This is a genomic window from Sediminibacillus halophilus (genome assembly GCF_900103695.1).
GTDB lineage: Bacteria > Bacillota > Bacilli > Bacillales > Amphibacillaceae > Sediminibacillus > Sediminibacillus halophilus.
Genome location: NZ_FNHF01000005.1, coordinates 94936 through 119129, shown reverse-complemented (window position 1 = coordinate 119129; position 24194 = coordinate 94936). Strand labels below are relative to the sequence as shown.

Annotated in this window: 18 protein-coding genes and 3 pseudogenes; 17 read left to right on the top strand and 4 right to left on the bottom strand. The window is 46.1% G+C overall.

The window, feature by feature from the left end:
• Positions 1–63: 63 nt before the first annotated feature.
• Positions 64–432, bottom strand: a complete 369-nt coding sequence (locus BLR82_RS15965) for a winged helix-turn-helix transcriptional regulator (protein ID WP_074600476.1) — start codon at positions 430–432, stop codon at positions 64–66.
• Between the two features lie 122 nt (positions 433–554).
• Between BLR82_RS15965 and BLR82_RS15960 the strand changes: the two are divergent.
• From BLR82_RS15960 to BLR82_RS15920, 9 genes and pseudogenes are all read left to right on the top strand, one after another.
• Positions 555–1612 (top strand): annotated as a pseudogene (locus tag BLR82_RS15960) (LLM class flavin-dependent oxidoreductase).
• Between the two features lie 23 nt (positions 1613–1635).
• Positions 1636–2694: an LLM class flavin-dependent oxidoreductase gene (locus BLR82_RS15955; RefSeq protein ID WP_074600475.1), complete on the top strand. Its 1059-nt coding sequence runs from the start codon at positions 1636–1638 to the stop codon at positions 2692–2694.
• A 12-nt stretch (positions 2695–2706) separates the two neighbouring features.
• Positions 2707–3273 (top strand): NADPH-dependent FMN reductase, encoded by a 567-nt coding sequence (locus BLR82_RS15950; RefSeq protein WP_074600474.1) that lies wholly within the window; start codon positions 2707–2709, stop codon positions 3271–3273.
• A gap of 313 nt (positions 3274–3586) precedes the next feature.
• On the top strand, positions 3587–4015 hold the full coding sequence (locus tag BLR82_RS15945) for a DUF1801 domain-containing protein (protein ID WP_074600473.1): 429 nt from the start codon (positions 3587–3589) through the stop codon (positions 4013–4015).
• Between the two features lie 172 nt (positions 4016–4187).
• Positions 4188–5915 (top strand): alpha-amylase family glycosyl hydrolase, encoded by a 1728-nt coding sequence (locus BLR82_RS15940; RefSeq protein ID WP_074600472.1) that lies wholly within the window; start codon positions 4188–4190, stop codon positions 5913–5915.
• A gap of 14 nt (positions 5916–5929) precedes the next feature.
• Positions 5930–7090, top strand: coding sequence for a glycerate kinase (locus tag BLR82_RS15935; protein ID WP_074600471.1), 1161 nt, complete (start codon positions 5930–5932; stop codon positions 7088–7090).
• Positions 7083–8710, top strand: a pseudogene (locus BLR82_RS21360) (sodium:solute symporter family protein). Before BLR82_RS15935 ends, BLR82_RS21360 begins: the two are co-directional and overlap by 8 nt.
• 10 nt (positions 8711–8720) lie before the next feature.
• The gene (locus tag BLR82_RS15925) at positions 8721–9263 is read left to right on the top strand and encodes a hypothetical protein (protein ID WP_074600470.1); all 543 of its coding nucleotides are present in this window, start codon (positions 8721–8723) and stop codon (positions 9261–9263) included.
• Between the two features lie 57 nt (positions 9264–9320).
• Positions 9321–10454 carry a CdaR family transcriptional regulator gene (locus BLR82_RS15920; protein ID WP_074600469.1) on the top strand — a complete coding sequence of 378 codons (1134 nt, stop codon included), beginning with the start codon at positions 9321–9323 and terminating at the stop codon, positions 10452–10454.
• Positions 10455–10733: 279 nt separating this feature from the next.
• On the opposite strand, the gene BLR82_RS15915 is transcribed toward BLR82_RS15920, so the two are convergent.
• Positions 10734–12500, bottom strand: a complete 1767-nt coding sequence (locus tag BLR82_RS15915) for a glycoside hydrolase family 13 protein (protein ID WP_074600468.1) — start codon at positions 12498–12500, stop codon at positions 10734–10736.
• A 298-nt stretch (positions 12501–12798) separates the two neighbouring features.
• On the opposite strand from BLR82_RS15915, the gene BLR82_RS15910 reads away from it, so the two are divergent.
• From BLR82_RS15910 to BLR82_RS20835, 7 genes are all read left to right on the top strand, one after another.
• Positions 12799–14073 (top strand): sugar ABC transporter substrate-binding protein, encoded by a 1275-nt coding sequence (locus BLR82_RS15910; protein ID WP_074600467.1) that lies wholly within the window; start codon positions 12799–12801, stop codon positions 14071–14073.
• A gap of 72 nt (positions 14074–14145) precedes the next feature.
• Positions 14146–15474 (top strand): carbohydrate ABC transporter permease, encoded by a 1329-nt coding sequence (locus tag BLR82_RS15905; RefSeq protein ID WP_074600466.1) that lies wholly within the window; start codon positions 14146–14148, stop codon positions 15472–15474.
• On the top strand, positions 15474–16313 hold the full coding sequence (locus tag BLR82_RS15900) for a sugar ABC transporter permease (RefSeq protein ID WP_074600465.1): 840 nt from the start codon (positions 15474–15476) through the stop codon (positions 16311–16313). The genes BLR82_RS15905 and BLR82_RS15900 overlap by 1 nt, the downstream gene beginning before the upstream one ends.
• A gap of 83 nt (positions 16314–16396) precedes the next feature.
• Positions 16397–18751: a glycoside hydrolase family 31 protein gene (locus BLR82_RS15895; RefSeq protein WP_074600464.1), complete on the top strand. Its 2355-nt coding sequence runs from the start codon at positions 16397–16399 to the stop codon at positions 18749–18751.
• Between the two features lie 34 nt (positions 18752–18785).
• Positions 18786–19805 (top strand): LacI family DNA-binding transcriptional regulator, encoded by a 1020-nt coding sequence (locus BLR82_RS15890; RefSeq protein WP_074600463.1) that lies wholly within the window; start codon positions 18786–18788, stop codon positions 19803–19805.
• Positions 19806–19960: 155 nt separating this feature from the next.
• Positions 19961–20545: a spore coat protein gene (locus tag BLR82_RS15885; protein WP_074600462.1), complete on the top strand. Its 585-nt coding sequence runs from the start codon at positions 19961–19963 to the stop codon at positions 20543–20545.
• A 243-nt stretch (positions 20546–20788) separates the two neighbouring features.
• Entirely contained in the window at positions 20789–21232 is a 444-nt protein-coding gene (locus BLR82_RS20835) for a hypothetical protein (RefSeq protein ID WP_139186988.1), read from the top strand.
• 165 nt (positions 21233–21397) lie between these two features.
• Here the strand turns inward: BLR82_RS20835 and BLR82_RS15875 are convergent, their stop codons facing one another.
• Both BLR82_RS15875 and BLR82_RS21355 read right to left on the bottom strand, forming a co-directional pair.
• Positions 21398–21937: a hypothetical protein gene (locus tag BLR82_RS15875; protein ID WP_074600461.1), complete on the bottom strand. Its 540-nt coding sequence runs from the start codon at positions 21935–21937 to the stop codon at positions 21398–21400.
• A gap of 80 nt (positions 21938–22017) precedes the next feature.
• Positions 22018–22198, bottom strand: a pseudogene (locus tag BLR82_RS21355) (IS1595 family transposase); the annotation flags it as partial.
• Positions 22199–22383: 185 nt separating this feature from the next.
• Here BLR82_RS21355 and BLR82_RS15870 point away from each other — a divergent pair.
• The gene (locus tag BLR82_RS15870; RefSeq protein ID WP_074600460.1) at positions 22384–24165 is read left to right on the top strand and encodes a methyl-accepting chemotaxis protein; all 1782 of its coding nucleotides are present in this window, start codon (positions 22384–22386) and stop codon (positions 24163–24165) included.
• Positions 24166–24194: the final 29 nt, after the last annotated feature.

Genomic DNA, 24194 nt, shown 5'->3' with positions numbered 1-24194 from the left:
CCGATCATATGTAAAAGTCTCCACATCAAAAAGGCTGCCAAAAGCAGCCTTGCTATTTCAACACTATTCGTTTGACGAAACGGTTTTAAGAGCTTCGTTGTTGCTTTTCTGTTGTTTGTGAAGCGTATGCTGTGTTCCCCATTCATGCATCGCCTCCAGAATCGGCTTTAAACTCATTCCGTATTCCGTGATCGAATATTCTACTTTAGGCGGTACTTGCGGGTAAACGACACGCTCAATAATATCCTCTTCTTCCAGTTCACGCAACTGTTTTGTCAGCATTTTCTGGGTGATTCCTGGCACACTACGTTTAAGATCGCTGAAACGTTTTGTGCCATCCTTCAGCAAATGAAGCAGGATGATTGGCTTCCATTTCCCAACGAGGATGCCTAACGCATCCTCGACTTTGCACAAATCCGGTTCGATGGTCATGGCTTTCACCTTCTTATGGTATCTTTTAGTATACTATAGCACTTTTAAGTGGGTACTTATATTATTTGTTTATATCTTTTACAATAACAGTGCACAGGGAAAAAAGAAAGGCGGAAGTCTTTATGGAAGCTTTTCCTCTCACCCCAAACAAAGGAATGGAATTAGGTATATATACATTGGGCGATCTACTGCCGCCCCTCTATGATGGCGGACAAACCAGTGAACAGGAACGGATCAGCCAAATCGTCGAAATGGCGAAACTGGCCGAAGAAGCCGGGCTGGATGTGTTCGGTGTCGGGGAAAGTCATCAAAAGCATTTTGTCGCATCATCGACGCCAACCATCCTGGCAACAATAGCGGGTGTTACGAAACACATCAAACTGACCAGCTCGGTGACAGTGCTGAGTACGGCAGACCCGGTGCGCGTTTATGAGGATTTCGCTACTCTGGATCTTTTGTCAGGCGGCAGGGCGGAGATTGTCGCCGGACGTGGTTCACGTTACGGAGCTTATGAGTTATTCGGATATGATTTGAAAGATTATGACGCATTGTTCGATGAAAAGTTGGAGCTTTTACAGCAATTGAATCAACAACAGCCGGTCACCTGGGAAGGGAAATTCCGTCCGGCCTTACAGGCGGCAGCGCTTTATCCAAGACCATTGGATGGGAGCCTGCCGGTTTGGCATGCAGTCGGCCAGCACCATACGAGTGCCTTGAAGGCTGGCAGGCTGGGGATACCGATCCAGCTTGCGGGTTTGTATGGGGCGTCCAGTGTATTTGAAAAGCGGGTTCAGGCTTATCGTCGCAGTGCCAGGGAAGCAGGCCATGATCCGGAAAACTTCCGGTTTCCATGGCTTCGATGCTGTATGTGGCCGACGACACCAGGACAGCGATGAAAGAATACTACCCATACTTGAACCATACCTCGAAGGTCAACTGGGGCACTCCTTTTCCGAAGGATCGTTTTGCTGAGGCATCAAGTGTCAAAAATGCAATGATGGTAGGTAGCCCCCAACAAATCATCGAAAAAATTCTTTATCAATATGAGTTATTCGGGCACCAGCGTTTTCTCGTCCAAATCGATCATGGGAATATCCCGTATCGGAAGGTTTTGGACATGATGGAGCTATTTGCTTCTCGAATTGTTCCAGCTGTTCGGAAAGCGACAGCCAAGCAGTAATTTTGCAGAAAGGCGGAAGGAACATGGAAAAATATCGAATCGATAAAAATAAAGGGTTGGAATTTGGCATTTATACATTGGGCGATCATTTGCCTAACCCATTGACAGGAGAGAGGATTTCAGCAGAACAGCGGCTGCATGAAATTATTGAATACGCAAAACTGGCCGAGCAGGCAGGAATTGACTTCTTTAGTGTCGGAGAAAGCCACCAGGAGTATTTCGCGACCCAGGCACATGCTGTGGTGCTTTCGGCAATTGCTCAGGCGACGGAAAAAATCAAAATAGCCAGTTCATCGACGATTATCAGTACCTCTGATCCGGTGCGTGTTTACGAAAACTTTGCCACGCTCGACTTGATTTCCAAAGGAAGAGCGGAGATCATCGCCGGCCGAGCCTCCCGGATTGGATTATTTGATTTATTGGGCTATAATATCCGCGACTATGAAGAGCTGTTTGAAGAGAAGTTTGATTTGCTACGGCAAATCAATGAACAGGAAGTAGTCAACTGGAGTGGAGAGTTCCGGGCGCCATTGAAAAATGCGCGTGTCCTGCCTCGTCCGCAATCTGGTTCCATGCCGATTTGGCGTGCTGTGGGAGGTTCTCCTGCGAGCGCAATCAAAGCCGGTTATGCAGGGGTGCCGATGTTCCTCGCGCATTTGGGCGGACCGGCAACGGTATTCAAACGATCCGTCGACGCGTACCGAGAAGCGGCCCGCAGCAGAGGCTACGATACGGACGAACTGCCGGTAGCGACCGCAGGCTTTTTCTATGCGGCTGAGACTTCTCAGCAGGCACTCAAAGACATGTATCCATTTATCAACGAGGGCATGAAAAAGACAAACGGACAGGGCTTTCCAAAACAGCATTTCGCACAAGGAGTCGATCCGCATAATATCATGAACATCGGCAGTCCGCAGGAAATTATCGAAAAGATTTTGTATCAGCACGAGTTGTTTGGTCATCAGCGGTATATTGCCCAAATTGACTTTGGAGGCATGCCGTTTGATAAACTTCAAAAGAATATCGAGTTGATTGGAACGGAAATTTTACCAGCGATCAGAAAATATACAGCAAAGGATTAGGAGGAAGCGGAAGTGAAGATTGTCGGATTATCCGGTTCAAAAGTCGGCAGCAAGACGAGAACAGCCATGAACTATACAGTCAAAGCGCTCCAGGAAAAATATCCGGATACAGAAGTGACGTTAATCGATTTGGCTGAGTATGATGTCCAGTTCAGTGATGGACGGAATTACATGGAATACGATGGAGATACAAAATATGTAGCGGAGACAATCATGGAAGCTGATGCGATCGTCATCGGGACGCCTGTATTTCAGGCGTCGATTCCGGCTACGTTGAAAAATGTTTTTGACCTGCTTCCGGTCAATGCGTTCCGTGACAAGGTCGTCAGCATATTGGTGACAGCAGGTTCGCCGAAGCATTATTTGATGGTCGAGCAGCAGTTGAAACCGATTCTTGCTTACATGAAAGCACAAATGGTGCAAACCTATGTGTTTATCGAAGAAGAGGATTTTTATCGCAAAGAAATCGTTAATGATGACGTATTGTTTCGTATCGGACGACTGGCGGAAGATACTGTCGTGTTAACCGAGACATTCAGCCAGATCCGGGAAGCAAAAGAAGCGGAATACGACTTTTAGGTGTAATTTAACAACTTTAATTGATTAAAATAGTATGGATGGAGAAACAGCAGCTTAGCAGGAAGAGCTGCTGTTTCTTGCGCCATCTTTTTATAAGCGAAAGGACAAGATTCGTTCTCTTATTGAACTATATGCAAAATGGAAGGCTCACCGTACGTTCACTTTTGCGAGTGAAGGACCCTTCTCTTTTTGAATTGGAAACTGATGCAAACAGCAAAATCTTTCTGTTTTAATGCCATCGTATTTTGGTTTAGTTTTGCTATACTTGGAGACAAAGATTGGTTGAAAAATAAGAAGGAGGGAGGTAGCGGGTGTGTATCAATTGAAAACGAAAGAGAATGACAATAGTGTTATTGCATTTATTGAAGCGGTCGATCATCCGAAAAAGCGGGAAGATTCCTACCGCTTATTGGATATCTTTACGGAAACGACTGGATACCCGGCAAAAATGTGGGGGACAAGTATCATCGGATTCGGCTCCTATCATTATAAGTATGCTTCCGGACATGAGGGAGACGCCCCGCTCGTCGGTTTTTCCCCGCGTAAGTCCCGCATCAGTCTGTATATGGCCACCGGTGATTCTGATCGTGAAAAACTGCTTCCTGAACTGGGGAAACATAAAGCCGGCAAGGGCTGTATCTATATCAATAAGCTAGCGGATATCAATCCAGATGTTCTAAAAAAGATGATCACTCAGTCCGTAGTGTTTTTGCAGGAAGCATATCCGTCCCCAAAAGAATGATTAGCTGTTATCGCCGCACCTGACAAACAGGGAGCGGTACTTTTTTTGAAACTGTATGTTATACAAAACAAAATAAACAGTTTTAAATGGTTTGATTTTGTTATGAGTAACATTGAAAGCGGTTTTTTGCTTTGATAGAATGTAACAATCAAAGTTGGAGGAGGCGAACAACATGGACATAAAAAAGAAAACGCTTCACGCTATGAAAGAAAAATTGCAATTTATTTATAAACAGCAGGATGCTGCCTACTTACTGACCAATATACGACGATTAATGGAGGAGTATGAGCCAAGTATTCCAGCCCAAAACAAGAATCGCGACTTTGTCTCAGAAAAAGATACCATCCTGATCACCTATGGCGATACCATCCGGGAAGATGGAAAAGCTCCTTTGCAAAGTCTGCATGAGTTTCTGAACGATCATGTGAAGGAGACCTTGACTGGTGTACACGTATTGCCTTTTTATCCATTCAGTTCGGATGATGGCTTTTCTGTAATCGATTACTTTGCTGTCGATCCGAAACTGGGCAGTTGGGAGGACATGGAAAGCCTTTCGGACGATTATGAATTGATGTTCGACGCAGTTATCAACCATATTTCAGCTAAAAGTGAATGGTTCCAGGAATACTTGAAAGGGAATCCGGCTTACCAGAATTTTTTCATTGAAGCCGATCCGGATGCGGATTACAGCAAGGTCACTCGTCCAAGGGCATTGCCGCTGTTGACAAAGTGTGAAACCGCTAACGGACCGAAATACATTTGGACAACCTTCAGCGAAGATCAAATCGATTTGAATTACAAAAATCCGGGTCTCGTTCTCAAGATTATCGAATTGCTTTTATTTTATATCAGCAAGGGAGCGAAGCTAATCCGACTCGATGCTATCGGCTTTTTATGGAAAGAGATGGGCACGAGCTGTATTCATTTGGCCCGAACCCATAAAATGATCCAGTTGTTCCGTGACATCGTCGATACGATTGCACCTGATACGGTTCTAATCACTGAAACCAATGTGCCCCATAAGGACAACATAAGTTATTTCGGCAACGGTTATAACGAAGCACGCATGGTGTATCAGTTCCCTTTGCCTCCGCTGACGCTTCACACCTTTCTGACCGGGGATGCCAGTCATCTGGCCGATTGGGCAAGAAGCTTGGAAGAAACAACAGAAGAAACCACCTTTTTTAATTTTCTTGCCTCGCATGATGGCATCGGCGTCCGCCCGGTGGAGGGACTCCTGTCCGATGAGGAAGTCCAGGCAATGATTGATAAGGTTCAGGCCCATGGCGGCTATGTTTCATACAAAGATAATGGCAACGGGACGAAAAGTCCGTATGAATTGAACATCAATTACCTTGACGCATTGTCCCATCCCGAAGATGAGCAAGAATGGAAAGTGAAGCGTTTTGCGGCTGCTCAGTCGGTTTTGCTTTCGGTAACCGGTGTTCCCGGCATCTATATTCATAGTATGCTCGGTTCTCGAAATTACCAGGAGGGAGTCGAGGAGACCGGCCGCTACCGTTCAATCAATCGGGAGAAGCTGGACCGCAGGGAGTTGGAACAAGAGCTTGCCGATTCCACTTCAATTCGCAGTCAGGTGCTGGAAAAGCTAAAACAATTGATTAAAATTAGGACTGCGGAACGGGCATTTCATCCGAATAGCCCCCAGAAGGTATTGAAGCTTAACAAACACATTTTTTCGATTGTCCGGACAAACAAAGACAATCCAGAAGAAAAGATATTTGTCTTGGTTAATGTTTCCGGAGAGGCGCAAAGCCTGTCTCTAGATATAGACAAGCAAACGGCACATGATCTGATTTCCGGAAAAACTTATCCATCCAGCTCGGACAAACTGCCGGTTTCCCTTCAGCCATATCAGGTTGTCTGGCTGAAGGTTTAGGGGGGGAGAGAAAGATGAAGTATGTAGTTGCTCCTGATTCTTTCAAAGGTTCCATCACGAGTATGGAGGCAGCCAAAGCCATCAGCCGTGCTATTCAGGAAGCCGATCAACAGGCGGAAGTAGTAGAATTGCCGATGGCCGACGGTGGTGAAGGGACGGTCGATGCTGTACTCCTCAGCAGAGGCGGAGTCAAAGTAACCTGTCGGGTGGAGGATCCGCTTGGCAGAGTGATTACAGCAAGTTATGGATGGATCGAAGAAGAAAAGACGGCAGTCATTGAAACGGCTGCAGCTTCCGGGCTGCCGTTACTGAAGGCAGAGGAGTTAAACCCTTATGAAGCATCGAGTTATGGAACCGGCCAGCTGCTCCGGGATGCGATGGAAAAAGGGGCGGAGACGATTATCCTCGGACTTGGAGGAAGTGCCACCGTGGATGCCGGTGTCGGCTTGTTTCAGGCATTAGGACTGAAAGTATACGGAGAAACCGGCCAGGAAATCAGTCGGGTCGGCGGACGGCTGGATCGGATAAGCAAGGTCGATGCCGCCATGCTCGAACCAAGATTGAAGCATGCCAATATCATTGTCGCCTCTGATGTGACCAATCCACTGTTGGGAAAGGACGGGGCTGTTGCCGTATTCGGTCCGCAAAAAGGACTGGCACAGGACCAACTGGAAAGATTCGAAGCAGGGATGGCCTCTTTTGCCAGGGTAACTGCAAAAGCGGTACAGCGTGACATGTCAGGAGAGCCGGGCAGTGGTGCAGCCGGCGGAATCGGTTTTCTGCTCCAATCTTTGTTGACGGTCGAATTCCGTAGCGGAATGGAGTTGATGGTCAAATTAAGCAGGTTGGAAGAACACTTGGACGGCGCCGACATCGTATTCACCGGGGAAGGTAAGGTGGACGGCCAGTCTTTATTCGGCAAAGTACCGGTAGGTGTCGCCCGTGCGGCAAGGAAGAAGGGTGTACCGGCTGTCGCGTTTGCCGGCATGATCGGCGATGGTCTCGACCGTCTTCAGGCGGAAGGTCTAACGGTTGTCATACCGATTGTCGATCAGCCAATGGCACTGAAAGAAGCGATGATCGAAGGGGAAAGGTTGTTATATAAGGCGGCAACACGAGTAATGCAGTTAATTCTTTTAGAAAAAAGGGAGATTGGGAGGGAACAAAATGAATAACTTTACGACGATTGATTTTGTCGTTCTAATTGTTTATGTATTGGGAATCGCATTTTTCGGTGCTTTTTTCGGGAAAAATCAAAAATCGACGAAGGACTATTTCTTAGGCGGACGCAGCATTCCCTGGTGGGCAATCGGCCTGTCGGTAATGGCGACCCAGGCCAGTGCCATTACGTTCATCGGTGCGCCAGGCTGGGGATATTCCGGCGGGTTGGAACGAATCAACACGTATATCAATGTTCCGCTCGTCATGGCGTTTTTAATGGTAACGATTGTCCCGTTCTTTTACCGGACGGAAGTATATACGGCCTATGAATATCTGGAAAGACGCTTCGATGCGAAAACAAGGTCGCTGACAGCGGGCTTGTTCCTGGTGGCACGGGGTCTTGCGACAGGGGTCGTCCTGTATGCTCCTGCGCTGGTATTGTCGGTTGTGACGGGCTGGGATGTAAACGTAACAATTATCATCATGGCGATCATCGCTGTGGCCTATACCGTTCTCGGTGGAATTTCCGCGGTTATCTGGACGGATGTTATTCAAATGTTTGTCCTGTGGCTGGGCGCGGCATTAGCTATCATTAAAATCGTTAGTACCATGCCGGACGGCTTTTCCGGTGCGATGGATATCGGGGCGGAAGCTGGTTTGTTGCAGTCACTTGATTTCCGATTTGACTTGTCAGTCGAGTATAGTATTTGGGCTGGTGTCATTGGCGGTTTCTTCATGCATGCTGCCTATTTTGGTACAGACCAAAGCCAGATTCAGCGGGTGTTGACGAGTAAATCGATTAAGGAAAGTAAAATGTCATTGATTGTCAGCGGACTGTTCATCTTTCCGCAAATGATGTTGTTCTTGATCATTGGAATTATGCTGTATGCGTTTTACTCGCAAGCCGGAAGCCCAGGAGTAGAAAATCTGAATGAATTGTTCCCATTGTTCGTGGTCAACAATCTGCCCGTCGGAATCACTGGTTTGATCATTGCTGGTGTCTTCGCCGCAGCGATGTCAAGCCTTGATTCGGCACTGAACTCCCTGTCCGCGGTTCGGTCCGAGACTTTTACGCGAAATACTTTAAAAAGAATGCCTCGGAAGCCCATTATTTAAAAGCTTCCCGGTGGGCGACAATTTTCTGGGGATTATACGCGACGGTATTCGCCTTTTTTGCAGGGAACCTTGGTCCGGTCATCGAAGTGGTGAACGAAATCGGCTCTTACTTCTATGGTGCTTTGCTCGGTGTGTTCATTCTGGCGATCTTTTTCCGCCGTGCGAACGGTACCGGAGCATTTGCCGGAGTTATTGCGGGAATGCTCGCTGTCTGGGCAGTAGTTACGTTTGCCGATATTTCATTTTTATATAATAATGTTGTCGGGGCTGTCGTAGCAGTAGCTGTCGGTTATGTCGTCAGCCTGTTTGGCAAAGCGCCGGTAAAGGAGAAGCTTGCCGGCCTGGTCTTCGGAGATACGGAGCCGGTACAGGAAGTATTGAAACGGCGTCAGTCAGAAGCGGATAAAGTAAAAGAAATCGAAGAGGAAAAAACGATGAAAAAATGGCCGTACATTTTGGTCGGCTACTTCTTCGTCACCTTGCTGATTTTGTATATCATTCAAACCACAACGATGTAGGTGAAAGCGCATGGATAGCTATGTATTGCAACAAGTTGTTGGACAAAAGGAAGCGGTACGATCAATCAAACAGCATCAAAATAATCTGATAGCTAAGTGGCAGCGGCTGTTCCGCTCCGGACGGCAGCTGACCTCCATCGAGTTGATCCATCTTCCTTACTGGTGCTTTTCTTACGAGTATCGAAGCAAGCAGATGAAAGATCCGATCCGGGGGAGGGTGGCAGTGGAAACATATCGGCATCATACGGCGATCCTTCCTGAGTCGGCACAATATCGTCCGACAACGAACGAAGCTTCTTTGCTTGCGCCATGCGGTGGACCTGTTCCGGAGGTCGCCCGTGATGAAATATACTGGGAGGCTTTCAGCCGTGAAAAGAAGCGCAAAGACATAGCGGTGGACATCCTGGAAACAGCAGTGCTGTATGTCCCGTACTGGATTGGTTATCTGCAGGGAGATACCATCGACATTGTTGCGGTAGATGCAGCAAATGGAAAAATTGATTTAGGTATTAAAGATTCTTTGCTGGAGGCAATCATGGCCACCAGTAAATGAGGACTGCCCGAACGGCAGTCCTTCCTGTATTTTAAAATGATACACGAGGGATGGAAAATGGCACTTTTATCAGAAACAATTGCACAGCAAATCGTCCTGGAAATGGAAAAGATTATTGAACGAAATATCAATATCATGAACGAAACAGGCGTTATTATTGCCAGTAAGGATACAGAGCGAATCGGCAATTTTCACGAAGGGGCTTTGAAGGTGATTCAGGAAGGAGAACCAGTTCCGATTTATTCGGATCTGAGCCATCAGGGATCCAAGGCAGGAATGAATATGCCGATTTTTTTCAAAGGAGCATTGATCGGCGTTATCGGTATAACCGGAGACCCTGATGAAATCAGTGACTATGCCAAAATCATTCATAAAATGACCGAGGTCATGGTAAAAGAAGCGTATGTCAGTCAGGAGTTGGAGCTGGAGAAGAGTGTGAGGGAACGATTTGTCCATGAATGGATGCGGCGTCAATGGTCTAATCGGAGCGATTTTCTGCTCCGTGCCAAAACGCTGCAAATCGAAATGGCAACATCGAGGCAGGTCCTGTTGTTCGAGCTTGTCCATCTAAAGGAAAAGCAAGATTCAGAGCTGGCCAGGCAGGAACGCTTACGCTCGATCATGAAAGAAGTCGGTGACATGCTCGGTATAGGGCCACATGATATCCTTGTACTATGGCAGTCCAACCAATTTGTTTTGTTAAAACAGGAACCGTCTGCCTCCTATCCGTCACAGGTAAAGGAGTGTCTGCGGCGGCTTTGCAACAATCAAATTGGCATTCATTGCGGGATCGGCAGACAGCAGCATGACATGGATGGAGCCGTGAAATCATTCGAGGAGGCGCAACAAGCTTTGTTTTTTGCCAGGCAAAAACAGCAGTCAGTAGTTGCATTCAACGACTTGGGAATCGAATCGATTGTTTACCAGATTCCCGAGGCTGTAAAAAACGATTTTGTTGAGCGGTTTTTTCCCGTTTTTCATGATACCAAGCACCGGCAACTTGTGGAGTCTGTAAAAGTGTTCCTCGAACACGGGCAAAGCATTGCTTCGGCCAGCGACGCTTTGTTTATCCATAAGAATACACTGCAGTACCGTTTGAAAAAAATGGAGCAGTTGACCGGTTTTGATCCTCGGAAATTTCAGGACGCAGCGCTGTACTGGCTGGCGTTGGCGTTTTTGGAAAAACAATAACAGGCGTTTCCAAAGGTTTTGGAGGCGCCTGTTTTCCAAATGGGCGTCTGCTCGTGCACTACAGGGGAATGTTCGAGCTTTCTTTTCATTACCCCTTTTTTCTTGGGGAGAAAAAGAGTAACTCCGCCGCTACGGGAAATTTTGCATTTCCGTGGCGTCTGGTTACAATCCCAAGCTGTCGCACTTTAGCTCTGATTGTGGCTTTTTCTCTTTTCTTTACGGTGAATTACTCTGCTTTTTGATCAATATGGGGACCGGGCAGGTTAAGCCCGGGTTTTTTTATTGTTCAAAGATGCGAAAACCATATGGCGGCAATTCCATTTTATCTAGTATCTTTGCTGGCCGCTTTTCCAGCTTGCCTGCAGTTGAAAGACACCATTCTACCGAGTCCGTCTTGTTTGCGAACTTGCTGGAAGTCAGCAATGTACCATTGGAACTATTGTTAAGGAAAAACAGTAGCCGGCCGGTTTTGTCGGACTTTTCATAAACCACACACTTATCGTTTGGGGTTTCGAGAAAGCGGAAGTCCGCATGATTGCCAAAAAGCGGTTCGTTTTTCCGAAGCCCGATCAGGGAATGAACAAAGCTAAGCAGCTGCTGGTCCTGCTTGTCTTCGTCCCATTCCATGCAAGCGCGACAGCCGGGATCATGCCCCCCGGTCATACCGATTTCATCCCCGTAGTAAAGGCAAGGCGTGCCAATAAAAGACAACTGGAACAAATATAGCAATCTAATCTTATTTTTATTTCCGCCAGCCAGTGTCGCTATTCTCGGTGTATCATGGCTGTCGAGCAGATTGAATGCCGTTTCGTTGACGTTGGCTGGATACATATGCAGGACCTTCGTAATTGCTTCAGCGAACTCGGGAGCTGTAATCTCCTGTTTGGCGAAAAAATCGATTGCCTTATTGGTAAACGGGTAGTTCATCACTGCATCGAACTGGTCCCCCCTGAGCCACGGCATCGCATCATGCCATATTTCCCCCAGGATATACACATCAGGCTTGATGCTTTTCACAGCCTGACGAAACTCTCTCCAAAAGCTATGGTCGACTTCGTTTGCCACATCAAGCCGCCAGCCATCAATATTGAATTCCTCTACCCAGTACTTAGCTGTTTGGAGTAAATAGTTTTTTACTTCCGGATTGCTTGTGTTCAGTTTTGGCATGGAGCCGACAAAGCCGAACGTGTCGTAATTTGGGTACTTCTCCGTTGTGACCGGATACTCCCAAAGGTGGAACCAGTCTTTATACCGCGACTTTTCCTGATGGGTCAGGACATCCTGGAACGGCGGGAAATAGTAGCCGCTGTGATTGAAAACTGCATCGAGCATTACCCGGATGCCACGCTTATGACAAGCATCGACAAGACGACGGAATGCTTTTTTGTCGCCAAATTGCGGATCGATCTGCATGTAATCGATCGTATCGTATTTATGATTGGAATAAGCGGTGAAGACAGGGGTGAAATAGATACCGTTGACCCCCAGCTCCACCAGGTAATCGAGATGATCTATCACACCTTGGAAGTCGCCGCCGAAGAAGTTTTCCGGTGTCGGTTTAGCACTTCCCCATGCCAGCGTGTCCGGCGGATTGAGCGCTGCGTCTCCATTAGCGAATCGCTCCGGAAAAATTTGATACCAGACCGTATCCTTTACCCAGGATGGCGATGAAAGTAAATCAACGGCATGCAGGTAAGGAAAGCAAAAGTAATTGGCGATATCATTTGGCATGGAGTCGAAAAACCCACCCTCTGTGAAATAACAGACCTCTTCCTCAGATTTACAGCGAAACCCGTAACGAAGCCGGTGAAAGGGCGGCTTGATTTCAGCAAACCAGTAGTCATGCAAATCAGTGGAGCCGGATCTTCTCATCGGTTTGCTGTCTGCTTGCCACTTTTCTTCCTTCCAGTCATATGGGTCTCCATAAATAAGGGAGACGCTCTTGAGGTCATCTTTTTTTGTTTGAATCAGGATGTGTAGTGTGTCTTGATCATACATGTAGGCGAAGTTATCCTTCGGCCGGTGATATACAGCTTCTTTTAACACGATTAAACCCCTCCAGGGAGAGCAAAAGCTGGTGGCATCCATATAAAAAACCCCGCTTTCCAGTTGGAAAACGGGGTTGTGGCCAGTGCCAGGCATTGCCCTCAGATTATTGTCCATTAATTGCTATCAATATACAGAAAGCGCTTCATTAAGTCAACCCCATCCCCTTGTGTTTTTTTTGGGGTCAGTCCCCAAGATTGAAAAAAATTGTGAAAACGGTTGCACAAATAGAATAAGCGGTGTAGAATGTAATCATATTTAGTGCAAACGTTTGCGCAAAAGAAAAGGGGAGAAGAAAATGGATAAAAATCGAGGGATATGGTTCCAAATTATCATGGTGTTGAGTTTTTGTTTTTTGCTGGCTGCTTGTGCGCCGGAGCGTGAGGAGCCGGCAGGGGGAGAAGATTCTGGCCAGGAGACAGCAGAAAAACCGGAAGAGCTGACGATTTGGGCAAATGACGAAGAGGCGCAGTTGGAAGCAATCGAAGATATAGCTGCAGATTATGAAGAACAGGAAGGAATCAAAGTCAATGTAGTGGCAAAATCGATGCTGGACCAAGAGCAGGAACTAGCGCTTGCAGGTCCGGAGGGGAAAGGCCCCGATTTGTTTTTCCAACCGCATGACCGAATAGGAAATATTGTTGCGCAAGGGCTTGCTGAGCCGCTCCAATTGTCGGATGAACAAATCAGCGGATACAGTGAAGCCGCGATGGAAGCAGTTTCTTATAATTATGATGGGCAAACCGATTGGTATGGGGTACCGATGGTCTTTGAAACATATGGCATTTTTTACAATACAGATATCATCCCGGAAGCTCCAGAGACAATAGAAGATTTACAGACTGCAATCAATGAGCATACCAATCCGGATCAAGAGCAGTACGGGTTTTTGATGAAACCGAATGATCTTTACTTTACTTATCCGTTCTTCAAAAACTATGGCGCCTATATTTTCGGTGGAGATACTGGTGAATACGATACATCTGATATCGGGTTGAATAATGAGGGAGCCGTGGAAGGCGGAAAGCTTTATCAATCGTTCTTCGGCCAAGGAAAAATTCCTGCTTCCACAACAACAGATGTGATTGATGGGTTGTTTACCGAAGGGAAAGTTGGAGCGGTTATCAACGGGCCATGGGCAATTCCTGGTTATAGAGAAGCGCTTGGTGACAGTCTTGCTTTTGCTCCCTTCCCAACCATAAATGGGGAGCCGGGAGAAACGCTGGTGGGCGTAAAATCCTGGATGGTTTCCTATTACTCGGAAAACAAAGATTGGGCAACCGACCTGGCGTTGTTTTTAACAAATCAAGACAACTTGCAGCATTACTATGAAGTTGCAGGCGAACTGCCGCCAAACACGGAAGCATTAGAAGCGATGGAGGACCCGATTCATACCGCATTTGCAGAACAAATCCAACATGGTGTACCGATGCCAAGTACTCCGCAAATGTCTCAGGTTTGGGAGCCGATGAATAATGCCCTGCAATTCTTGGCAGATGGAGAGGAAGTTCAACCGGTTTTGGATGAGGCGGTCGAACAAATCCAGGCAAATATAGAGGCTTCCGGACAATAAATAGTGCAGATAATGGGAAGGGAATCTTCCCATTATCTTTATGGAACAGCTTATATTAAAGGGGTGATTCAAATGGCTTTGCCTGATTACCAGCAAGAAGACAACAAAGAAACGGGCGGAAGAAGGAAAAAGAAGCACAGTCCGGCCTTGGCGGTTTTTCTATCGATATTGTTTGCTGGTCTTGGTCAGTTGTACAACCGTCGCTATGTAAAAGGAATTTGTTTCCTTGTCATCGAGGCGGCATTTTTGGTGACGATGTTGCAATCAATCAACTATGGACTTTGGGGTCTGCGCACGCTAGGTACGATTCCGGGAACAGACCATTCCATCCGGTTGTTGGTATTTGGCGTGCTCTCGGTAATCGGTATTTTCTTTGCATTGGCCCTGTACATTGCCAATGTCCTGGATGCCAGAAACCAGGCACGGAAGATACGGAATGGGTGGAAGCCTTCATCGTTCCGAAATACCATCAGCGCGTTTTATGAGTATGCGTTCCCTTATTTGATGACTTTTCCTGGTCTGCTATTAATGATTTTTGTGGTCATTTTTCCTTTGTTATTCTCGGTACTGCTGGCGTTTACCAACTATAACCTTTATAATTCGCCGCCGCGTAATTTGGTAGACTGGGTAGGCTTTGACAACTTTGTCAATCTAGTCACGGTTCCGCTTTGGCAGGATACCTTTCTTAGCGTATTTTCCTGGACCATCGTCTGGACGGTTGTTGCCACTACACTGCAAATCGCGTTGGGCTTGTTTCTCGCCTTGATCGTGAATGATCCACGTATTAAATTCAAAAAGCTGATCCGGACCGTTCTGATTTTGCCTTGGGCAGTACCTGCCTTCGTAACGATTTTGATTTTCTCGGCTATGTTTAATGATGATTTCGGCGCCATCAATAGAGACATCATTATCCCGCTAATTGGCGGTGGTGGTCTGCCTTGGTTGAGTGATCCCTTCTATGCCCGGATTGCCATCATCCTGATTCAGACATGGCTGGGATTTCCGTTTATCTTCGCCTTGTTTACCGGAGTTCTGCAAAGCATTTCGAAGGACTGGTATGAAGCAGCAGATGTGGACGGCGGTTCCAGACTGCAAAAATTTCGCCATATCACGTTGCCGCATGTCCTGTTTGCGACTGCTCCTTTGCTGATTATGCAATATGCGCAAAACTTTAATAATTTCAATATCATTTATTTGTTCAATGAAGGTGGACCGCCTGTGAGAGGGCAAAATGCCGGTGGGACGGACATACTGATTTCATGGGTTTATAAATTGACCTTTGACACCAATAATTACAGCATGGCCGCGGTAATTTCCATTATCATGGGGGGAATCGTTTCCTGTTTTGCCTTTTATCAGTTCAGAAAGACGCGATCCTTTAAAGAAGAGGGTGAAATTTGATGAACCAGAAGAAAAAATCGAGAATCGAAGTCACTGCCATGTACCTGGTTTTGTTGGTTGTTGCCGTGGTGATTTTTTATCCATTGATATGGACAGTCGGTATCTCTTTTAACCAGGGAAACAGCCTGTACTCATCCTCTATCATTCCAGAAAACTTTTCATTGGATCATTATAAATGGCTGTTCAGTGCAGAGAGTGACTACCTGATTTGGTACAAGAACTCCCTAATCGTTTCCGGGGCTACTGCTGTCGGCAGTGTTATATTTACCTCGCTCGTAGCTTATGCATTTTCCCGTTATCAATTTGTCGGCAGAAAAAATGGTTTGTACATCTTTTTACTGCTGCAAATGTTTCCAGTCATGATGGCGATGGTCGCCTTGTATATTTTTCTGAACATGATCGGACTGCTCGATACACTGACGGGATTGATTCTGATCTACTTGGGTGGTCAGATTCCATTCAATGCATGGCTGGTGAAAGGGTACTTTGATACGATTCCACGTGAATTGGACCAAGCGGCCCGAATTGACGGTGCGGGGCATTTGCGGGTGTTTTGGAGCATTATGCTGCCGCTGGCCAAACCGATTCTGGCAGTAGTGGCCTTGTTCAATTTCATGATGCCGCTGTTCGATTTTCTGCTTCCGTCGATTGTCTTGTCCAGTGCTGACAATTACACGCTGGCGGTGGGACTCTACAACTTTATCAATGATCAATTTGCCAATAATTTCACTAGATTTGCAGCCGGATCCATCCTGGTGGCGGTGCCAATCGCTGCTATTTATCTCTATTTACAGAGGTACTTGATTTCCGGTTTGACGGCAGGCGGTACCAAAGGATGATGCCGGTAGGCCTTTTACTTTGAATCTCTTATGAAAACGTTACAATAAATTATACTCGCAGCTTGATGAACAGGAGGGACGATATGTTAGAAGATAGTAGTTTTGCGATTCATCCAGGGTCCGAACAGCAGAGTGAGGCGGTTGTCTACCGTGATATCGGCGCTGTCAAAGAACTCGAGAAGGAGAATGGTTCGTATCAATTTGTCTGTGCAAATGGACGGGTCGCCATTCGTTTTTATACGGAATCGATTGTCCGTATCGTGATGAATCCGAAGGGAGAACCAATATGGGACAAAACGCGTTCCGTAGTGGCAGAAGCGAAGCAGGTCAACGTAGAAGAGAATGATACGGCGGAATTGTATGAACTGAAAACAACGGAGCTGCATTTGTCGATTACAAAGTCTCCATTCCGAATCAGCCTTTATGACAGAACGGGAAGGGAACTGGTATCCGAAGCGGAACACGGGATGGCTTGGCAGGAAAACGGTGAAGTGGCTGTCTGCAAGCAGATGCAGGAGAATGACCACTTTTACGGATTTGGGGAGAAAGCCGGTTTTCTCGATAAACGCGGTGAAATGTATGAGATGTGGAATATGGATGTGTATGCCCCGCATAATCCCGAGACAGATCCGCTCTATGAATCTATTCCTTACTTCATGACGCTGAGAAATGGTAAAGCGCACGGCATTTTTTTCGATAACACATACCGTTCCTGGTTTGATATGCGCACATTTACAGATCGTTATGTTTATCGTGCGGAAGGAGGGCAGCTTGATTATTATGTGATGGCTGGACCTGACCCCAAGCACGTACTAGAGCAATACACATACCTGACAGGAAGAATGCCGCTGCCGCCGAAATGGGCGATCGGTTACCATCAGTCGCGGTACAGCTATCAGACGGAGGAGGAAGTGCGTGATGTCGCCCAACATTTTATCGACCGGAATATCCCGATCGATGTCCTGCACCTCGATATCCATTATATGAACGGATACCGTGTTTTCACTTTTGATGAGGAGCGTTTTCCGAATCCGGAAAAACTAGTGCAGGATTTGAATGAAATGGGAATCCGTGTCGTGCCGATTGTAGATCCCGGTGTGAAAAAAGACCCTGAATACCCGACATACCAGGAAGGGGTAACCGGAGATTTGTTTTGCAAGTATCTTGAAGGAGATATTTACTTCGGGGATGTCTGGCCGGGAACCAGTGCATTTCCCGATTTCACCGATGAAAAAGCACGGAAGTGGTGGGGAGAGAAGCATCGTTTTTACACAAATATCGGTGTTGAGGGAATCTGGAATGATATGAATGAGCCTGCTGTGTTCAATGAAACAAAAACAATGGATGTACAGGTCATGCACCGGAACGATGGAAGTCCTGCTACCCATCGAGAGCTCCATAACCTGTATGGAATGTTGATGGGAAAAGCGACTTATGAAGGATTGAAAAATCAACTCAAGGGAAAGCGTCCTTTCCTGCTGACCAGAGCCGGATTTGCCGGGATTCAACGTTATGCGGCTGTATGGACGGGAGATAACCGCAGCTTCTGGGAGCATCTGCAAATGTCGCTGCCGATGGTAATGAATCTAGGGCTTTCGGGTATCGCATTCACCGGACCAGATGTCGGAGGGTTTGCCCACCATTCGAATGGCGAGCTTTTGACCCGTTGGACACAAGTTGGAGCGTTTACGCCGTTTTTCCGGAACCATTCGGCCATCGGCTTTTTGTATCAGGAGCCATGGCGTTTTGGGGAAAAGTATGAAGCAGTAATTAAGGAATATATCGAGATGCGCTACCGTTGGATGCCGCAGCTGTATTCGCTGTTCGCCAAAGCAAGCAGTCGGGGATTGCCGGTTATGCGGCCGTTGTTCATGGAATTCCCCGATGATGAGAAAACGTACAATCTAAATGATCAGTTCATGATCGGCGATAATGTGATTGTCGCCCCCATCCTGGCACCTGCCGTAGTGGATCGCGCCGTTTACCTTCCGGAAGGGGAATGGATCGAGGTTTCCAGCGGAAAAGTGTATCAAGGAAAAAGCACGTATTTGGTCCATGCCGAACTGGAAGACTTGCCGTTGTTTATTAAAAAAGGGACGACGGTAATGCAGACTGATTGGACTTCCAATAAGGATAAGTCATGGAAACGGGTACGCATGGATATTTATGCTGGTGATAAGGGTGAACATTACCGTTTTACCTACTACGATGATGATGGCGAAAGCTTTGCTTATCAGCATGGAAGCTATTTGGAACTGGAAGTGGAGGTCGTGTCGACCGAAGAGGCTGTCAAGGTAGATATCGTTGATCGTCGAGGCGATTACGTACCGGCATATCAGCAAATCGATATCCATGTAATTGGTCGGAAGGACAGCCAGGATGTTATACTGAATGGGGAAAAAGAAAACGGAAACAATTATCTGTCGTTGACAGAATGAACGAATAACAAAAAGTAGAGGGTGGATTTGGCAGATGGTGACAATAAAGGATGTAGCAAAGGAAACAGGTGTATCCCCCTCTACTGTGTCACGCGTGATTGCGGACAATCCACGGATCAGTCCGGATACAAAGCAAAAAGTGCGTGAAGCAATGGAACGGCTCGGCTACCATACCAATATCCATGCACGTAACCTGGTGGCTAAGTCGACTAAAGCAATCGGTGCCATCATGCCATCATCTGCTAATAAGGCGTTACAGAATCCGTTTTTTCCCGAGGTGCTTCGGGGAATCGGTTCTGTCATTCATGAACGACAGTATTCGTTGACCCTTTCCAGCGGCGAGACGGAACAGGAAATCCTGGAAGAAGTGCAACGAATGGTATTTGGCAGTTATGTCGATGGACTGATTTTGTTGTATTCACGTGTGGAAGATCCGGTCGTGGCGTTTCTCGAGGAGCGTGATTTTCCGTATGTCATGATCGGCAAGCCCTTTGACAGGCTGGAAGAAATCACCCATGTCGACAATGACAATTTTATGGCGGGAAAACAAATCACCAATCATCTTATTGCAAGAGGCCATGAGAAAATCGCTTTCATCGGGGGTTCCAAGGACCTTTTCGTTACAAGAGACCGGGAATCCGGCTATCTGGCAGCGTTGGCAGATGCAGACTTGCCGCATCACGAAGACTATGTTATCCATACGGAGTTTCTAAAATCCGGCGGAAAGGAAGCGGTCGAACAGTTGCTTTCACTTCCTATCCGGCCAACCGGAATTGTTGTGACAGATGATTTAATGAGCCTTGGGGTACTGAGTACCTTGGAGGAGTCAGGTGTCCAGGTGCCGGGTGATATTTCACTGGTAAGTTTCAACAATGTCTATTTATCGGAGATAACCAGGCCAGCGCTGACAACGGTCGACATTAACATTTACGAGCTGGGCGCGCAGTCCGCAAGGGCACTAATTGAACGGACGGTCGATAAAACAATCCCTCCGAAGCGAATCATTGTGCCATATACGATTATTTACCGCGGGTCAGTGAAAGAATATCCGTGATAGCTTGTAGAGAAAATCCTCTGCAAGCTTTTTTTGGAAAAGACTTTTGGCGGGCTTGAAATGGGCAACCATGGTTAATCGTGCATGGAATGTTTTTATTTGTAAGACAATAGGGAGTGGATGAAATTCAACTATACTTATTGGAGGGTATTTCGATGAATGCACCAGCTCACGAGCTTTTAGAGACGCAGGAAGCACTTAGAACCAAAGCGGCAGAAATCGAGCAACACGGTTTCTTTGCCAATCAATGTAATGATCAGCAGCTAAAGGGTATGCTGACCAGACATCAGCAGCAAATGATAACGGCCTACCAGCAAGGGGTCAATTTGATGCAAGGCAAGAATGTTCAGCTTGCCCATCAATATCCAAACTTCCAAGCAGTCAACGCAACGCCAGGCATGCAGCAGAACAATGCATCGGCACCGACAGCGAATACACAGTCGTTATCAGATCAGACGATGGCGACATTGGCGCTCAATGCTCATAAAGCAGGAGCCATGATGGGAATGCAATGGGCAAACGAATGTGTGGATCCACAGCTGCGCAGTTACCATGTGAACGGTGCTAACTTGTGCCAGGAAATGGCATACGAAATGTGGAGCTGGATGAACCAAAAAGGGTACTACCAACCAGCTCAATTCAACACTCAGCAAACTTCCAGCATGGCCACGTCGTTTCAGCCGATGCCAAATCAAATGGCCAGCCAGCCGAATCAGTTTCAATCAGGACAAATGCAGTAACCGCAAAAAAACACCGCAACTTCCAGAGGTTGCGGTGTTTTTTTATGGAATAAAAGTTCTGATGGGCTGCCAGCAGTTACAGCCTTGCTTCGCTTTTTTTCCATTTGTTAATTTATACAATACAACGGTTCCGTTGCCTGTCTAAGCGGCAATCTATCATGATATCGTTTAAGTTTCGCTGAAAAAGGATATAGATTATTAGCACAATTATTTATTACGGCTAACTAAACGGAGGGGATTTACATGAAAAAATCAACGATGGGTATGATTGCCGGATCTACGGCTTTGGTGTCAGCAGGAACAGTAATGGCTGTAAAGAAATATCAGGAGAAATCAGGAAATGGCAGCGTGAACAGTAATGATATGATGGAAAAAGTCAAAACGGGTGCGAGCAAAACCATGCAAAAGGCCAAAACGGTCATCGATAAGCAAATGGAAATGATGAATAAGGAAAAACAAATGATCGATCAGGCAGACACAAAAATGCAGGAAGGAAAGGGTTCTTCCAATCTTGATCCCACCATCCAAAAAAAAGATAAAATTGCGAGCCCTGACGCCCCCGAGGATGAGGCGGAAAAAGGCTTGACAGGACTGGACCATGAATATCGTTCAGAGTGGGTTGCCAACGGCTTCCCGCAAACACACAGGGAAATGGAGCGGCTCGAAGAGGAAGACGATCGTAAATAAAGAAAGCAAACCGGACCTTCCAACAGGTTCGGTTTTTTTGCTGTATAAATACCTGATACAGGCTTATCGGGCGGTGAAGAAGATAGAATTGGAATTGGTGGGAGATTAGGAGGTTGTTCTGAGATAGAAATTCAATGCCCTGATTTATGGAATTTCTATTTTTTATTATTGGCTAATTAAACCAACACCTTTTAGATATTCAATTAGGAGTATCGCTATTCCGTCTATGGTAAAATCTTTGCCAAAGTTTTTTATAAAACCTGACTGAATAACTTTGTCTTCCCCGTTAAGTATGCTAACCTTCACAGAATCATTTTGCTCTATGGTTTGCTTTAATTTATTTTCTTCTATTTCTCCAGTAACTCTTAAAGTAGCCCCTGTTTGGTGCTCTGAATTTGATTCAATCGTAAAATTAGCAACTGATTTATCGATTCCTATACTTTCACCTACGATAAATTTTTCCTTCTTTACTTTAGAGTTTAGCCATTCGTCTTGTATTTCGATTTCTACATAAAGTGGAGATGAATCTTTGTTAGTATCATTATCAATAAAGACTGCAAACGTAAGCGCCTTCCCTCCTTCGCCATCAGGAATAAGCACAATTTTACTCTTATCAGATATAGAAATAGTTTCTGAATTCGAACAACCTGTCACAAATAAAATAATAGCTAAACCTATTATAAAAAGTAGTTTTTTTAAGTTCACAAGTTTCCCTTCCTTTGTTTGTAGGGTGAATCTAGATAACAGTGTGTCCTACATTTCTCTATTTTGTTTTATATTTCCCTTATGCTCTTGTCTAATTGTTCTTTTGCTAATCTTCCCATTCCGAATGTGATCGAAAAGGCCATTTTATCACAGTCTCTCGCAACCTGCTTATTTCCCTTTTTTTATGCCGAACCGCAACGTATACAAGGCTTTCTATCCTTTAATCTTCCTTTGTCCTTTTTCGGAGTGTAGAAAGTAGGTAATTCTATTTATCTTAATGAGGGCCGTTTTAACTTCATCATGCCATCCAGACTCTGCTCAAGCCCCTTCCCGTTTTCTCATTTAAAGTTTTTGTAAAGTATTTTCGATTGTATGGTATTCCCCGACAGGTTCTTTTAAAATTTGCTACAGATAGACAAAGCAGAATAAAAAGGTGGTAGGGGGAAATGGGGATAAAGTTTTGGACAGGCAATAAAAACAAAGAGCATGCAACAAGACGATCAGCCATAAGTCGCTTCCTGTTAAAAAATGGAAAGTGGAAGAACATTACCATCAGTCGTAAACTGTTGCTACAGGCATTTTTAACGATCGGTCTTTACCTTACAGCAGCGGTTATTATGGGTGGTTTACTGATTGGTTTGGTGAAAGATATCCATCATATAAAACTTCAGGAAGAACGGGCGGTACAGATGACGGAAATAGGTTCTTTGATAAGGTCGAAAGACATTCGTATCGCCGATTACATAACCTTTTTACGAAGTGAGGACCAGCAAGAATATCGCCAGCTTCGCAATCGTTTGAATAAAAAAATAGAAGAGGTTTCTTCAACTGTAGCTAATACCCCGGCGGTTGGGACGTTCCAGAAAATAGAAAAAAACAACCAGAAAATCGATAAGCTGTTTGTCGATAATGTCGTCCCGTCGGTAGTAAGAGGAGACACGTCGATTTATACCGATGCGCGTTTGGAAATTTCCTCGCTGCGCAATCAGAATGTCGAACTGCTTGATCAACTTAAAGCGGAGGTTCAGGCAGACAGTAACCAATGGATCTCTATCGCAGAAAACAGAATCCGGACAGGCATGATTTCCATGGCAACGGTTGTACTGATTGTCAGTATTGTTAGTGCCGGCATGGCGATCCTTATTGCCCGCTCTCTAAGACAAGGGCTGAAGCAAATCGTGGAAGTCAGTCATCGAATTGCCGATGGCGATCTGACCAACCAAGAAATCGATTACCAAGGGGAGGATGAAATCGGCCAACTGACTCAAGCGGTGAACAAGATGAATCAGAGGATCAAGGAGATGGTCGGCCATATAAAGCAAACATCACGCAAGGTTTCAGGGCAAAGTAACTTTCTACACCGTCATTCCAACGAAGTACAGCAAGCAAGTGAAAATATAGCTTCCACCATGCAGCAATTATCGGCGAGCTCCCAGGAGCAGGCTGGTTTTTCACAGAGTATCCACGGAATTGTCAGCAGTTTTTATCAGGATATTGATCGGGCAGATGCAAAAGGGGCCGAGCTGGCTGATTCTTCCCGACAAGTCCTATCTGCCACGCAGGCCGGCAGTGAATCGATGAAAAGTACAACCAGTCAGATGAAAGAAGTCCATGCTATTTTTGAAGGTGCTGTTAAAAAAATGCGCAATTTGGATCAGAGCTCCAAGGAAATCTCTCATTTGGTGGAAGTGATCAAAGGAATTGCTGCACAAACCAACTTGCTTGCGCTTAATGCTTCGATTGAGGCAGCCAGGGCAGGCACCGCAGGAAAAGGCTTTGCCGTTGTCGCCGAAGAAGTTCGGGAGCTCGCAACACAGGTCGAGCTTTCAATCGGAGAAATCACCAGGATGATTTCTGGAATACAGACGGATACAGCGAAGGTTTCCGCTTCCCTAACAGACGGCCATCAGCAGATCACAGAAGGAAAACAGCAGTCATTGGAGACGGAGACAAGTTTTAACCATATCCGGGGAGAGATGGAAGGGATGGCCGAAGGAATCCAAACCATCTCTCAGACAATCAGACAGCTGAGTTTAAACAGCAAAGACATTAACCAATCGGTCGATAAAATTGCGGCTATCACCAACCAATTTTCAGGTGGTTTTGAACAAGCCTCTGTTTCTATTCTTGAACAGAAACAGGAAATCAGCGGAGTTTCGGACAGCGCCGCGACTTTGGCGGAATACGCAAAAGAGCTGGATAAGGCGGTCGCCCGCTTTACCATTTGATTGAACATGCATGCTGTGAAGCAACAGAA